14 protein-coding genes are annotated in these 14,471 nt (G+C 49.4%); 6 read left to right on the plus strand and 8 right to left on the minus strand.

Annotated elements, in window-relative coordinates:
- Nucleotides 1-49: 49 nt before the first annotated feature.
- The 8 genes from M0R47_RS02730 to M0R47_RS02765 form a co-directional block, all read right to left on the minus strand.
- On the minus strand, nt 50-451 hold the full coding sequence (locus M0R47_RS02730) for a hypothetical protein (RefSeq protein ID WP_292549970.1): 402 nt from the start codon (nt 449-451) through the stop codon (nt 50-52).
- Nucleotides 452-529: 78 nt separating this feature from the next.
- Nucleotides 530-1,444: a polysaccharide deacetylase family protein gene (locus tag M0R47_RS02735; RefSeq protein ID WP_292549973.1), complete on the minus strand. Its 915-nt coding sequence runs from the start codon at nt 1,442-1,444 to the stop codon at nt 530-532.
- Entirely contained in the window at nt 1,441-2,496 is a 1,056-nt protein-coding gene (locus tag M0R47_RS02740) for a bifunctional UDP-4-keto-pentose/UDP-xylose synthase (RefSeq protein ID WP_292549975.1), read from the minus strand. Before M0R47_RS02740 ends, M0R47_RS02735 begins: the two co-directional genes overlap by 4 nt.
- Before the next feature lie 362 nt (nt 2,497-2,858).
- Nucleotides 2,859-3,794: a formyltransferase gene (locus M0R47_RS02745; RefSeq protein ID WP_292549977.1), complete on the minus strand. Its 936-nt coding sequence runs from the start codon at nt 3,792-3,794 to the stop codon at nt 2,859-2,861.
- Nucleotides 3,760-4,767 (minus strand): glycosyltransferase, encoded by a 1,008-nt coding sequence (locus tag M0R47_RS02750; protein ID WP_292549980.1) that lies wholly within the window; start codon nt 4,765-4,767, stop codon nt 3,760-3,762. Before M0R47_RS02750 ends, M0R47_RS02745 begins: the two co-directional genes overlap by 35 nt.
- Before the next feature lie 111 nt (nt 4,768-4,878).
- Nucleotides 4,879-5,994: a DegT/DnrJ/EryC1/StrS aminotransferase family protein gene (locus tag M0R47_RS02755; RefSeq protein ID WP_292549984.1), complete on the minus strand. Its 1,116-nt coding sequence runs from the start codon at nt 5,992-5,994 to the stop codon at nt 4,879-4,881.
- Nucleotide 5,995: 1 nt separating this feature from the next.
- Nucleotides 5,996-6,367, minus strand: a complete 372-nt coding sequence (locus M0R47_RS02760) for an SMR family transporter (protein WP_292549987.1) — start codon at nt 6,365-6,367, stop codon at nt 5,996-5,998.
- Complete coding sequence (locus M0R47_RS02765; protein ID WP_292549990.1) at nt 6,364-8,037, minus strand: glycosyltransferase family 39 protein; 1,674 nt, start codon at nt 8,035-8,037, stop codon at nt 6,364-6,366. Before M0R47_RS02765 ends, M0R47_RS02760 begins: the two co-directional genes overlap by 4 nt.
- Nucleotides 8,038-8,393: 356 nt before the next feature.
- Here M0R47_RS02765 and lptF point away from each other — a divergent pair, with 356 nt between their 5' ends.
- From lptF to M0R47_RS02795, 6 genes are all read left to right on the plus strand, one after another.
- On the plus strand, nt 8,394-9,503 hold the full coding sequence (lptF, locus tag M0R47_RS02770) for an LPS export ABC transporter permease LptF (RefSeq protein ID WP_292550161.1): 1,110 nt from the start codon (nt 8,394-8,396) through the stop codon (nt 9,501-9,503).
- Nucleotides 9,500-10,570, plus strand: a complete 1,071-nt coding sequence (gene lptG / locus M0R47_RS02775) for an LPS export ABC transporter permease LptG (protein ID WP_292549993.1) — start codon at nt 9,500-9,502, stop codon at nt 10,568-10,570. Before lptF ends, lptG begins: the two co-directional genes overlap by 4 nt.
- Nucleotides 10,571-10,624: 54 nt before the next feature.
- Nucleotides 10,625-11,152 carry a gamma carbonic anhydrase family protein gene (locus M0R47_RS02780; RefSeq protein WP_292549996.1) on the plus strand — a complete coding sequence of 176 codons (528 nt, stop codon included), beginning with the start codon at nt 10,625-10,627 and terminating at the stop codon, nt 11,150-11,152.
- 918 nt (nt 11,153-12,070) lie between these two features.
- Nucleotides 12,071-13,780 (plus strand): circadian clock protein KaiC, encoded by a 1,710-nt coding sequence (gene kaiC / locus M0R47_RS02785; RefSeq protein WP_292549999.1) that lies wholly within the window; start codon nt 12,071-12,073, stop codon nt 13,778-13,780.
- Entirely contained in the window at nt 13,777-14,094 is a 318-nt protein-coding gene (locus M0R47_RS02790; RefSeq protein WP_292550003.1) for a circadian clock KaiB family protein, read from the plus strand. Before kaiC ends, M0R47_RS02790 begins: the two co-directional genes overlap by 4 nt.
- Nucleotides 14,095-14,100: 6 nt before the next feature.
- Nucleotides 14,101-14,466 (plus strand): circadian clock KaiB family protein, encoded by a 366-nt coding sequence (locus M0R47_RS02795; RefSeq protein WP_292550006.1) that lies wholly within the window; start codon nt 14,101-14,103, stop codon nt 14,464-14,466.
- Nucleotides 14,467-14,471: the final 5 nt, after the last annotated feature.

Genomic DNA, 14,471 nt, shown 5'->3' on the forward strand with positions numbered 1-14,471 from the left:
TTTCGGCAGATTCGCGCAGTTTGCCGGAAACGCCTGTTTTCGCTGTCGCTCAAACAGGCTTATTGCGGTCTACCAACTGTGGTTCTGTTTTATTGATTAGATCTTTGAGAAGCAAAGCACGAACTACAGCAACCTCACTGTTGTATACGCAATCCGGCTTTGTTAAGTTCCAAATTTGCCGATCTTTCAATTTGGCATTATTGGGATTGTGGAGATGCTCTAGTATCGCTAGAGCTTCTTTTAACTTTTTTGATTTTGTGTATTGTCCTGGAGGAATATCTTTTATCAGCCCTTCCGAGCACAGGCTCAAGAAAATATTCTTCGGACAGCACTTATTCTGTAATGATGGGCTGGAAGTAAATCGAGGTATTGTTTGCTGCCAAGCGTCTTTTGGCGCGATATTGCTTGATTGACATAACTTAGCTGCATCAATAGCGATTTTTCCAAACATATAGCCTGCTTATTGTTGATGAATTTGAGGCGCCGGAAACACCCGTTTTCGCTGCCGCTCAAACAGGCTTATTCCGGCCTACGAGCTACGGCCGATCTTCTGGCCTTGCACGGCCAACACTCCCGAACGCCCCTCTATTTCCGACATAACCAATTCATGACAAGGCAATGCCGTAGTATCTAAGTCGGCAACATAATCTGCCAGCGTACCGATGTCATCTTCGGCTTTTTGCCACAGTTGCAATAGCTTTTCCATGACCGGCAGCAATTTCATGCCTTCCAGTTCAGCATGCAAGGTATACACATGACCGGCAGGGGCGGGCTTGCGGCTGGCGGCGAATACCGCTTCATGCACGTTGGCTTCGGTGATGCCGTTGCGGCCGAGCAGTTCGTCCAAGGTCGGCAGGGTGGTGGGGATTTGCGGGCATCGGAAGGTCTCGCCTTCCATCTGCGGGATAAACGGGGACTGGCCGCGGCAATCGCTGGCATAACGAAAACCCAGTTGCTGTTCCAGTTGTAACGCGTGCTTGTTCAGCTGCCAGCCGGCCGCGCCATGCACGGAAGACTGATGGCCGAATACTTGCTGAAATGAATCGATGGCCGCCTGCATTTCTTTTCGGGTCCACTCGGCATCCCGGCTGGCGACCTTATCCTGCCAGCGGATGTGGTCGTGGCAATGGACGCCTATTTCATGCCCGGCCTGTTCGACTTGGCGCATGATGTCGCGGCCTTGGCGGCCGATATGCGGGCCGGGAAGCAAGGTGCCGTAGAGCAGGGTTTTTAGTCCGTAGTGGCTAAGCACCGAAGTACGTTGAACCTTGCTGAAAAATCCGGGCCTGAATATCCGGCGCAGCGCCCGGCCTGTATGGTCGGGGCCTAGGCTGAAAAGAAAGGTGGCTTTTACCCCGTAGCGTTGATACAGCTCCAGCAATGCGGGTACGCCTTCCAGCGTACCGCGCAAGGTATCCACATCGACTTTCAACGCGATTTTCATAAGGTTAAGTCTTGATCGATCAGTTCTCTCGCGGCGGCAACCTCATGGCTATATGCGTCGAAGATTTTGCGCAAGGCGTCTTCCACGCTGACTTCCGGTTTCCAGCCTAAATCTTCCATGGTGTTGTTGATCCAGGGCACCCGGGTTTTAACATCCTGGTAGCCTGATCCGTAGTAATCGTTGGCGCTGGTATCGATTAATTCGACTTTGGCCGCCAGTTCTTTATATTCGGGATGTTCCTTGGCGATTTTCAGCATCAGTTCGGCAAGTTCCCTGATTGACAGGTCGTTAGCCGGATTGCCGATGTTATAGATATTGCCGGTCGCTTTGCCGCCTTCGTTTTTGATGATGCGCACCAAGGCGTCGATACCATCGCTGACAAAGGTAAAGCTGCGGCGTTGCTGCCCGCCATCGACCAGTTTAATGGATTCGCCTCGGGCGATATGGCCCAGGAATTGGGTCACTACGCGCGAGCTGCCTTCTTTGGGGGTATGGATGCTGTCGAGGCCCGGTCCAATCCAGTTAAAAGGCCTGAACAGTGTGTAATTTAAACCTTGCTCCTGTCCGTAAGCGCAGATAACACGGTCCAGTAATTGTTTGGAGCAGGAATAAATCCAGCGCGGTTTGTTCAGCGGTCCCAAGACCAGCTCGGACTCGTAAGGATGGAATTCATCATCCTTGCACATGCCATAAACTTCGGAGGTTGAAGGGAACAGTACGCGTTTTCTGTATTTAACGCAGGCACGGATAATCGGCAGGTTGGCTTCGAAATCCAGTTCGAACACCGCCAGCGGATGCGTGACATAGGTCGCAGGCGTGGCGATTGCGACCAGCGGCAGGATCACGTCGCATTTTTTAATGTGATATTCCATCCATTCATGGTTAATGGTGATATCACCTTCAAAAAAATGGAAGCGTTCATTGTCGAGAAAAGATTCAACCCGGTTGGATTGCATGTCCATGCCGTAGACATGCCAATCGGTGGTTTCAAGTATGCGCTTTGAAAGGTGATGGCCGATAAAACCATTCACACCCAATATGAGTACGTTCATAAGTTCCTGGTTGGTTATATTAAAGTTGTTAGTTGCTGATGTTACGCAGTTATTCGAAATTTAGACTGCATTAAGATTTTTATTATTAAAGTGTCGCTACCGCGACGTTATTTGAATCGGGTTCTCGCACCCGAGGGCGAGTTACTTTCTTTTGCTTCGCCAAAAGAAAGTAACCAAAGAAAAGGCGACCCGGTTGCCGCTTGCTTCCTGTGCTCCTCGCTTTTGTCGAGGGTTAGCAGAAGGGGCTCCTGCCCCTCTGCTGACGTGCGGCATCCATGCCGCACCCCTGACGGGCTATTCTCGACAAAAGCTCCGGTGCTCGGCGCGGCATACGGGGGAAAACCATCCGTGCGTAACATCAGTTAGTTGTTTATTGTCGGAAATAACCGCTCATTATTAGTTAAAGCTTTGAACCCGGCTTGATCCAGTGTTATTCCGTCACAGCTAAGCTGTTCAATACGGAAGCGTTTGTTATCAGCGCAGTCGGCATAAAAGTGGCCGTCCGCCCAATAGATACAAACTTTGCCTGGAGTCATAGCGATTTCATCGCTGTAATGGCTGCCGAGCAGGAAAAAACGCTTGCCGTTAAGGTCGAAAAATGCGCCCGGATAAGGCGGCGCCACGGCTCTGACAAGGTTATGGATAGCCCAAGCCGACTGATGCCAGTCGATACGGCCGTGTTCCGGCTTGCGGCCTCCGAAATAACTGCCTTGGGCAAGGTCCAGCGGCTTGGGTTCTATCTTGCCGTCAAGCAATAAAGGCAAGCAGCGATTTAGCAGTGTTTTTGCGGCCGGCGTCAGTTTTAAAAAAACATCGTGCGCGGTATCGTTAGGTAAAATCGCGACGGCTTCCTGGTCGATCAGTGCGCCCGCATCGGGTTTTTCGACCATTTGATGGAGACTAACGCCGGTGGATGATTCACCGTGTAAAACCGCCCAGTTGACCGGTGCGCGGCCCCGGTATTTCGGTAGTAGCGAACCGTGCAGGTTATAAGCGCCTCGGGACGGGATCGCCAGTAGAGCGGCACTCAGCATGTGCCGGTAATAAAAGGAAAAAAACCATTGCGGTTGAAGTTCTGCAATGCGCTCGATCAGTTCCGGCTGATCAGGATTGCCCGGCGTTATCACGGGAATTTGATGTCTGTTTGCCAACTCGGCAACGCTGCCGAACCAGATGTTTTCTTCGGGGTCATCCTGATGAGTGACTACCAGTTTAATCTCGACTCCGGCTTGCAATAGGCATTCGATGCCGGTAACGCCAATGTTATGGTAAGCAAAAACAACGGCTGATGGCTTCATTAAAGCTTATCATCCGCTTGCTGTGTGTTGGCATTATCCAGCACGGCCTTGATAAGATAACGGGGCGCGCCCGGGTCTGGGAATAAATTCGTCCGATATACTCGCCCAACAGGCCGATACCGAATAGCAAAATGCCAATCAAGAAAAATACAATGGCAAAAAGCGTAAATACGCCGTCCGCTTCCGGTCCAACTGTTAGCCTGCGCCAAGCCAGGTACAACACGAAGAGCAGCGACAGCATGGAAACGCTGATGCCGATCAGGGAAAACGCCTGTAAAGGAGCAATCGAGAATCCTGTCATCAAATCGAAATTGAGATGGATTAACTTGAGCAGCGAGTATTTCGATTCCCCGGCTGCGCGCTCTTCATGGTCGATAACGATTTCAGTAGGATTGCCCGCATAAAGATAGGCCAGTGCCGGTATAAAGGTATTGGTCTCGGTGGTGGCTAACACCGCATCGATGATGTCGCGGTGATAACATCGCATCATGCAACCCTGGTCAGTGATGTGAATACGGGTAATTTTTTCGCGTAAGCGGTTCATCGCCAATGAGGCCCAATGCCGCCAGAGACTATCTTTACGCTGCCGCCGGATCGTACCGACATAATCGAAGCCAGCCTCCATTTGCTGTAGCAGGCTGGGGATTTCTTCGGGTGGATTTTGCAGGTCTGCATCGAGGGTGAGGATATAGTTCCCACGGGCTCGTTCAAAACCGGCGATCAGCGCCGCATGTTGTCCGGCGTTGGCGCGCAGCAGCACGACGCGGGTGGTGTTAGGGAACAGTTGAAACTGCTTGCGGAGTAATGCAGCGGAGTGGTCGCGGCTACCGTCATCGACAAAAATGACTTCGTAGCGCTGCTTGAGATTTTCCAGGACGGGATAAAGTCTTTCAAACAGTAGCGATAAAACGGCTTCTTCGTTATAGACAGGGATAACGATGGATACTTCCGGTGTTTCAAAATTGTTCGTCATTTATATAAAAGATAGTTTTAAATCGTAAATGTGGCGACGGTTCTAAATTGCGATATAAAAGGCGCCGTTATCTTATTTGGAAACAGCAGCGTTGAGTATTTAACTGCTTCATTAATAAGTTCCATTCAGTAATGAAAGTATTGCCGCGCAGACCCGGTCGACGTCTTGTTCCTCCATGCCGGGAAACAATGGGAGCGTTAAGGTTTGCTCGCCGATTCTTTCAGCATTAGGAAAATCGCCGGGCTTGTAGCCGTATTGACGATAAAGCGAGAACAAATGAATCGCCGGGTAGTGGACGCCGGCGGCAATGGATTGCTGCTTGAGCGCTTCGAGAGTCTGGTTACGGTTCAGGCCTATTTTCTCCCAATCGAGCAGGATACAGAACATATGCCAGCTGTGGCCTTCTACATCGGCAGGCAAAACCAGTGCGTCATGTTTTGGCAGTTGCTGTAAATAACGCTCAACCAATATCCGGCGTTTTCGGTTGAAACCATCCAGCTTTTTTAATTGCACCAAGCCCAGCGCCGCACCAACATCCGGCATATTCATTTTGCCGCCCCATGCCGGCACATCCATGCCGCCTTGCGCGTCTCTTTCGATGCCGTGAAAACGAATGGCGTCAATTTTTTTCAATAAAACGGGATCGTTGATCGCAAGCGCACCGCCTTCAATCGTGGTTATGTTCTTATTGGGGTGAAAACTAAAGCAAACGGGGTTGCCCGAGCTGCCGATCTGACGCCCCTTATATTGAGTGCCGATAGCCTGGGCTGCATCCTCAAGCACCAGCAGATTATGTTGTTCAGCCAGCTGGTAGATAGGGTCCATATCGACAGCGCGACCGGCAAAATGCACCGGTATAATGGCTTTGGTGTTAGGCGTAATCGCTGTCGCAACCGCAGTAGCGTCGATATTGCGGGAGATCAGGTCGACATCGACGAATTTGGCTGTCGCGCCGCAACGAACGATAACATTGGCGCTGGCGACGAAACTCATCGCCGGCACGATCACTTCGTCGCCGGGTCCGATTCCGTAAGCGAGCAAAACGGCTTCCAGCGCGCTGGTGCCTGAATTGAATACTCGAAGCTGTACATCGCCGCCGATATAATCGGCCAATGCGCTTTCAAAAGCTGCAACTTTGGGACCGGTTGCGAGCCATCCGGATTGAAGCACTTCTTTGATTGCTTCGAATTCTTCTGCATCAAGTGTGGGGCGAGTGAATGGCAGCATCTTAACTCCTTGCTAAAACGTAAACGCCGATAAGGATGATGCTCATCCCGATTATGCGGGCCGGATTCATAACTTCGCCAAACAACTGCCAAGCGAGCAACGCATTGACTATATAGCCCATGGACAGCATCGGATAGGCGATGCTGACATCAACCCTGGACAATGCCAATATCCAGACAACGACACTGATACCGTAACAAACTAGCCCTGCCCAGAGAAAAGGTTCAAAGGCCAGTCTCGAGAATGCCGTAGCGGACGAGGCAAGATTCAGGCTGATGGCCCCCATTTCCCTGACACTGGCTTTGAGCGCCAATTGCGCGACGGCATTCAGCATGACGCCGGCCAGGATAATACAGAAACTAACAAGATTCATCGGCGGGCCACTGCGACATAGCGGGAATTTTCATAGATTATACGCATGGGAAAGTTCGGTTGATTCCATGGAAAGTTCACTTGATTCAATTCATTATAGGTTTTCTGATTAAGTATGCCGATTGCCTGGTCTGCGTTTAACCATATAGGTAGAAAATCCGCGTCATTTAACCATTTTTGCGGCTCCTGGTTAATTCCGAATTCCAGTTCGTCTCTGAAATTCACTATGTTAATGGTCCTGCCTAAATAATAAGGAAGGGATTGATCGTAGCGACAAACATCGTAAATGGCTACGTTATCTTTGCCGCTTTTTTTGAGGTAAGATTGAATTGCTTCCGCCATGGCTCGGCTGGAGCGTAACTCGCTAATGCTTTGATAGCCCCATGAAAACATTTGTATTCCAAGCAGGGCGCAGAGGGCGAAAATGGAGATAGTCAGGTTTTTTTTATTCCTTAACAGCAGTGCGGAAATACCGGCTGCGCCTAATAAAAAAGCCGTTGCTATAATCCACGGGCGGAGCAGCATGAGCTGGGCTAATTTGTCGGGGTTGGCAGTACTGCCGGTTTTCCAGATAATGAAAATGAACCCAATAACAGCAATTGCTATAGCTACAATGCCGTCGGCAATAAGATGTTTGCGCTTGGACATATTTTCGCCAACCAGCAAGGCTAGTGCTGGAAACATCGGCAAAATATAGCCTTGTAATTTGGAATGAGAAATTGAGAAAAAGAAGAATACAAAAATCGCATAAACCCAAAACAATCTTGAGGCTTCGAATTTTCCGGCTTCAGCTCGCCAGGAAAAAGGCGGTTTAATCAAGCCGTTAATTGCCGAGAAAAGCCAAGGCATCGCGCCTATTGCAAAGACTGCGAAGAAATACCAGTTAGACTTGGTGCGGCCGTGAACGTCGCTGGTAAAGCGCTCGAAATGTTCATGAATGAAAAAGAAATGCGGAAACTCAGGATTTGCCCAACTGACAGCAACAAACCAGGGGGCGGCTATCAATAAATAGACCAGCAAGCCTTTGCCCAGATGCAAATGGCGCCACAATGTCCAGTCGCGTTGCCATAAACTGTACAGAACAACCGCTCCGCCCGGCAACACCAAGCCGATCAGCCCTTTGCTTAGCGTTGCTCCGGCGAGCGCAGCCCAGGCCAACAACATCCAGTTTCGTTCCTGTTTTGGCAGATGCCGTTCCGATTGGGCCAGCGCAAGAGCGCCAACAGCGATGATCAGCAGCGCGCTGACGCCCATGTCCAGGCTATTGGCATGCCCCATCCCGACATAAAGGACTGTGCTGATTAAAAAAAGGAATGCAAAAAAGCCGGCGCTGCGGCCATAAAGTCGGTTGCCTACAAAACCAACCCATAATGCGCCGATAAATCCGAGTCCGGAACACCATACTCTGGCAGCCGCATTGGTTTCGCCCAGTAAGGCCATGCTGATAGCTGAGCCCCAATATTGCAAAGGCGGTTTTTCAAAATATTTGAATCCGTTGAGGCGTGGCGTAATCCAGTCGCCGGAGCTGAGCATTTCCCTTGCGATTTCGGCATAACGTCCTTCATCCGGCTCTAACAAATCGCGGTAACCCAGCAAAAGAAACCATATAAATCCGGCAATAGCTATAATTATTCCATTAATTCTACCTTGACGTAGAGGCGCTGATGTCATGTTCCGGTAATCCTTTAGAATTAATGATCCGAATAAAAAGCCGACAATAATAATGTAATTTGATGCTCGCCGCATCTTCTTATCAAAATAGATAATTAAATATCAAGACCTTGCTATGTTACTTTGGCTGCGCTGTTGTTTCTTAAAGATATAAAAAATATTTAGTGCAGTGATAATGAGTTTCTTCCAGTAGAACTGTTTCTATAAATTTCTATAAACATAGTTCATAATTTATCGGTTAAAGGTAAAAGTCTATGCATGCTCTTTTGACTTGGTGTCTTTTACTTTCGTTTTATAACAATACACTGTTTTTGATGGGGGCGCGCTTGCAAGCGAATTGGGCTAAAGGCTACAAAATGGGACGGCGTAAGTTAATTACCGTGCTGGATAAAATGGTAGCTTTGGATTTGTTAAGGACATTGTTAGCGGTCTGGTCGGTGATTGTCGTTATTATCGTCAGCAGACAATTTATCAGGGTGCTTGATAAGGCTGTTGACGGCCAGGTATCCAATCAAACCTTGATGACCGTTCTGGGTTTGAAAACCATTATCGCCAGTGCAGCTTTCTTGCCGGCAGCCTTGTTTATGGCGGTATTGATGGTTTTGGGCAGAATGTACAGGGATCAGGAAATGTCGGCGGTGGCTTCAGCCGGCGGCGGCTCAGGAACAATCTATCGGTCTATATTCTTGCTGGTTTTTCCGTTAAGCCTATTGGCAGCCGGCTTGTCATTCTATGTTTCCCCTTGGGCGGAAGCCAAGATGGAGCAGCTTATGCATGAGGATAAGGAATCGGCCGATCTTAGAGGCGTTGCCGCTGGAAAGTTTAGCGAATACAGCCAGGGTGATCTGGTTTTTTATGTGGAAAAAATTGATGACGATAAAACAATGCGTCAGGTTTTTGTACAGCACCGGCAGGGAGACCGCTTGGCGATTATCAATGCCGAATTAGGCAGGATGAAAGATTTACCTGACGGGCGTTATGTCGTTTTGGAAAACGGTGAGCGCATACAAGGGCAACCAGGAGCCGTAAATTATGTGATAGAGCAATTCTCCGAATACGCCGTGAGGATGGATAGCAAAGAGTCATCAGCCGCTACTTTTGGTAAAGAATCGGTTGCCAGTACGGCTTTGGTGAGTTCCGGCCAAATAACCGATATTGCCGAATTACAGCGTCGTTTTTCCGTACCGATGGGAATAATGTTGCTCAGCTTTATTGCTGTACCTTTGGCGCAAATGTCGCCTCGCGGGGGGGTTTACGGGAACATGCTGGTTGGCTTTCTAATCTATTTCAGTTATGGAAATCTTGTTCGTGTCAGCCAGAGCTGGGTCATGAACCAAACCATTCCGGCATGGCTGGGCGTGTTTGGCGTTAATACGCTCTTATTGATAATAGGGGGAGTGTTATTGGCACGATTATATGGATGGCAATGGCTGGCTATGAAAGTCAGGGAAAAGGTGTACAAGTGAATGTATTAACAAGCTATGTAGTCAGGGAAATATTAAAGGGCTCTTTTATCGCTATTTTATTGTTATTGACCTTATTTAATCTGTTCACTTTCAGTGACGAATTGAAGGATCTGGGCAAAGGAAGCTATGACTTAAAAAATATTTTTTATTATCTTGCCCTGACTTCACCTACCGTTTTTTATGAACTGATGCCGGCATCGGCCTTATTAGGAAGCCTGTTTATATTGGGTGCGATGGGCAATAACCGCGAACTGATTGCGATGCGGGCGGCAGGCTTATCCGTTTTAGGAATTATTAGAGCGGTCATGGTGGCCGGCGCTATTTTAGTCACTATTTCAGTATTAGTCGGTGAGTTTATTGCCCCGGTAGCGGAGAGAACGGCACGAATGCTTAAGGTTACCGCCCAGAATGAGCAGGTTGTCATGAATGTCAAATATGGGCTATGGCTGCGCGAAGGCAAAAAATTCATCAATGTCCGCAAAATACAAGATGACGGAAGTCTGGCCGACATCAGCATTTATGAGCTGGATGATCAGCGGCATTTACGGTCTTCAACCCATGCGGAGAAGGCGACTTTTCAAGGCAATCAGCAATGGAAATTAGAGGCCATCAAGCAGTCGGATATTTCATTGGAACAGATGACTGCAAATAGCCGCAACGATCAAATATGGCAATCATCCGTTGCCCCGGATTTACTGAAGATTGTTGTGGTTAACCCGAATAACCTATCCATGTATGACTTGGCGATGTATGTTGATTTTTTAAAGGATAATCATCAAAAATCGCAAGAGTTTGAGCTGGCTTTCTGGGGTCGGGTGGTCAACCCTTTGATTGTGTTTGTTATGTTGTTGGTGTCTGCGCCCTTTGTTATCGGCGTTAAACGCGGCGTCAACGTTGGCGCCAGGATGATGATAGGCGTTGTCATCGGTATGGGGTTTAATATTATCGATAAGATTGTCGGACACATGGGATTGATTTATGAGCTTAATCCGCCGTTAATAGCCGTTCTTCCCAGTTTGACGGCATCAGCCTTGGCGCTATTTGCATTGAGTCGTGTGCAAGCGTAACGCTTTGCGTAAACTGTTAAAACTAATAAATTGAGCCGGCATTCGGGAGTTAACGTGGCGATTAGAAAATTTAAAGATAAACAACCCAAGATCGGCAACTCGGTTTTCATAGATGACAGCGCGGTGGTGATCGGCGACGTTACCTTGGGTGACGATGTCTCTATATGGCCTACTACGGTGGTTAGAGGCGATGTCGAGAGCGTAACGATTGGCGCTGGCACCAATGTGCAGGACGGTTCAGTTTTGCATGTCACTCACGCCGGCAAGCACACGGCTCAAGGCCATCCGTTAGCCATAGGCAAGGGCGTTACGATAGGGCATAGAGCTGTGGTTCATGCCTGCACCGTGGGCGATTACTGCCTGATAGGTATCGGGGCGATTATTATGGATGGCGCCGTTGTTGAGGATTATGTGATGCTGGGAGCCGGGGCATTGGTTCCGCCGGGAAAAAGACTGGAAAGCGGCTATCTTTATGTGGGCGCACCTGCAAAACAGGCCAGGCCTTTAAAGGAATCCGAAAAGGAGTTTTTGGAATATTCGTCCAGACAGTACATTCAATTGAAAAACGAATATTTAAAATAGCAAACGGAAAACATCAATTACCATTTATAAAACAGGTGAAGGCATTTAAGTTTCTAGCCATTTAAGCCCGTTTTGCAGCTTATCAGTTCATTCGTACCCGATCAGGGAGTCAGCAGCACAATAACAGGCCGGGTTTAAGACGGACAACGCCCGGATAAGAGAGCTTCTAGTGCCTGCTCAACCAGCACGATCAAACTATCCAGGCTTTTTCCGCATGACTTCTTTATGGCTGTGGAATGTTCATCCCCAGCGTCACATGGACCGTTTTGTTGATGGCACGATTATCCTGACGACAACACCGCCCAAGGCTCGTGCCTGCGCATTCGACCACCTTTCCAGTATCGTACCAATCACTAAGTGGTTGTACGGATTCATTTGCATTCTTCTAACTTGATATAGTTATTAAACAGCTGAAAAAAATTTTCACTGGGAGAAAAAGGCAGACATCTCAACAGATAACAATTTCTATGGCGGGTTTGCAATATGAAAAGCAACAGGTAGAAGTGGCATTATGTGTTATTCACGCTCTTTGTCCGTTAAGTTCGCAATCCGCTTCATACACTGATTTACGATCTGAATCGGCTAATTCTCATTTTTACCATTTTCCGTATATTTAAGAATGATATTTTAAATATAAATGTGATATCAGCGTGATGCCCTGCATGCCCAAAATGTACGATTTAACAATGCAACGTAACGTTCTTATCAATGGGAGCGGTCGACTCTTGGCTACATACAGGTAATAAAATTCTAGATCATACTGGGTGTTTTGGAATTAGCGACTGTATGTGCGGGGTGTGTGGCTTGAGTTTTATATCCTAAATTCCCCATTCCGACCAAAGATACCAATGATCGTTGCATTCTTTACAATCTAAAAACCAACTATCTATGTCAAATAAGAATAGCCAGCCTCTTATTATGTTTCCGACTCTCCCCAAATCGCCTACCGGTATTCAGGGGTTGGACGAAATCACCGGCGGCGGGTTGCCTACAGGTCGGCCTACACTGGTCTGCGGCAGCGCAGGATGCGGTAAGACCATGCTAGCAATGGAATTTCTGGTGCATGGGGCGATGCAATTTGGCGAGCCGGGCGTGTTCATGATGTTCGAAGAAAGCGCGGCAGAGCTTACTGCTAATGTGCGCTCGCTCGGCTTCAATCTGGACCAGCTGGTGGCCGAACAAAAGATCGTGCTCGATTACGTCCATATTGAACGCAGTGAGATTGAGGAAACCGGCGAGTATGATCTCGAAGGGTTGTTCATCCGGCTCGGGTACGCGATTGACACTATCGGCGCCAAACGAGTGGTGCTCGATACGATTGAGGCGCTTTTTGCCGGTTTGCCGAACCATGCCATCCTGCGCGCGGAACTGCGCCGCCTGTTCCGCTGGCTGAAGGACCGCGGCATGACAGCGGTTATCACCGGCGAGAAGGGAGATGCGACCATCACCCGTTATGGCTTGGAAGAATACGTGGCCGATTGCGTTATCGTGCTCGATCAGCGTGTGACCGAGCAGATTTCTACCCGTAGGCTGCGCGTGCTGAAGTATCGCGGCTCGGCTCACGGCACCAATGAATATCCTTTTCTTATCGGCGAGCACGGCCTTTCGGTGCTGCCGATCACATCACTTCGGCTTGATCACGGAGCCTCGGCGCAGCGTATCTCTACGGGCATCGCACGGCTCGACGATATGCTCGGAGGCAAAGGCGTGTTCCTGGGCAGCAGCATACTCATTTCCGGCTCGCCGGGCACAGGCAAGAGCAGTATTAGCGCAACCTTCCTCAATGCCGCATGCCAACGCGGTGAACGCGCACTACTTTTCGCCTACGAAGAGTCAAGTGCACAAATCCTGCGTAACATGCGCTCGATCGGCATCGACCTTGAGCCCTGGGTGAAAAAAGGCCTATTGCAGATTCACTCATCTCGCCCCACGTTACAAGGGCTGGAGCAGCATCTGGTGATGATGTACGATATAGTGCAGGCCTTCCGCCCGAGCGTAATCGCTGTCGATCCGATCAGTAATCTCACGCTCGAGCGTAATGAGATAGAGGTCAAACCGACCCTGATGCGGCTCATCGATTTTCTCAAGCAGCAGCAGATCACTACATTGTTTACCAGCCTCACGATAGGCGGCGTAACGCCGGAAGATTCGCAGATAGGCGTATCGTCGCTGATGGATACCTGGCTGCTGCTGCGCAATGTTGAGTTCAACGGCGAGCGCAACCGTACAGTTTATGTGCTGAAATCGCGCGGCATGGCGCACTCGAATCAAATACGCGAGTTTGTTCTAAGCGACAAGGGTATCGACCTTGTGGATGTGTATCTCGGTCCTGACCGCGTGCTGACCGGCGCCGCGCGCTTAGCCCAGGAAACCCACGAACGTGTCGCCGCCGAACTGCGCAGGCAAGACCACGAGCGCAAGCTGCACCGGCTGGCCAGTAAGCAAAAAGCGATTGAGGCGCAGATCGCCGCGTTGCAAGCCGAGGCGGAGTCGGAAGCGGCTGAGATGAGCTTCGCCATTGCACAACAGACTTTTCAGGAAAAAACTGTGCAGAAAAACATCGAAGCCATGACGCACCTGCGCGGCGATGTCAAAACCGGCAAGTGCCGGACAAAAGGAAGCCAATGAATGACATCCCACCATTAATGAATCCTCCCGAAGAACAGCTTTATGAGTTGCGTCTTTACGTCGCCGGGCATACTCCGAAATCGCTTGCTGCGTTCGACAATCTCAAGCGCATCTGTGAGACTCATCTTGCCGGCCAGTACCGCATCGAGGTTATCGATTTGCTGAAGACTCCGCAACTCGCTGCCGGTGACCAGATTTTCGCCATACCGACGTTGGTTCGCCGCTTGCCGGAACCGATCAAGAAAATCATCGGCGATCTGTCCAATGAAGAACATGTATTGGTCGGTCTCGATGTGCAGCCTGTGGAGGCCTGATCATTAATGAAAAATAGCGCTTCACCACCGACCGAACTTGAGGCAATGGAAGGCGCCATCGAATCTCCCGACAATGCGTGCTACATCTTGAAACTCTACATTACCGGCACCACATCGCGTTCCACGAAGGCGATCGTGAATATCCGCAAGATTTGCGAGGAGCATCTGCAAGGACGCTATGACTTGGAAGTTGTGGATATTTCTCAGAACCCGACGCTGGCTGAGGGTGAGCAAATTGTCGCTGCGCCTACTTTGATCAAAAAGTTGCCACTGCCTTTACGTCGATTCATCGGCGATATGTCTCAGACCGAGCGTATCCTCCTCGGGCTGGATTTGCGCAAGGTGAATAATGACAAGAATTCTTCAGCCTAAGTTTC

It is taken from the genome of Methylobacter sp. (genome assembly GCF_023227905.1).
In the GTDB taxonomy this organism is placed as follows: Bacteria; Pseudomonadota; Gammaproteobacteria; order Methylococcales; family Methylomonadaceae; genus Methylobacter_A.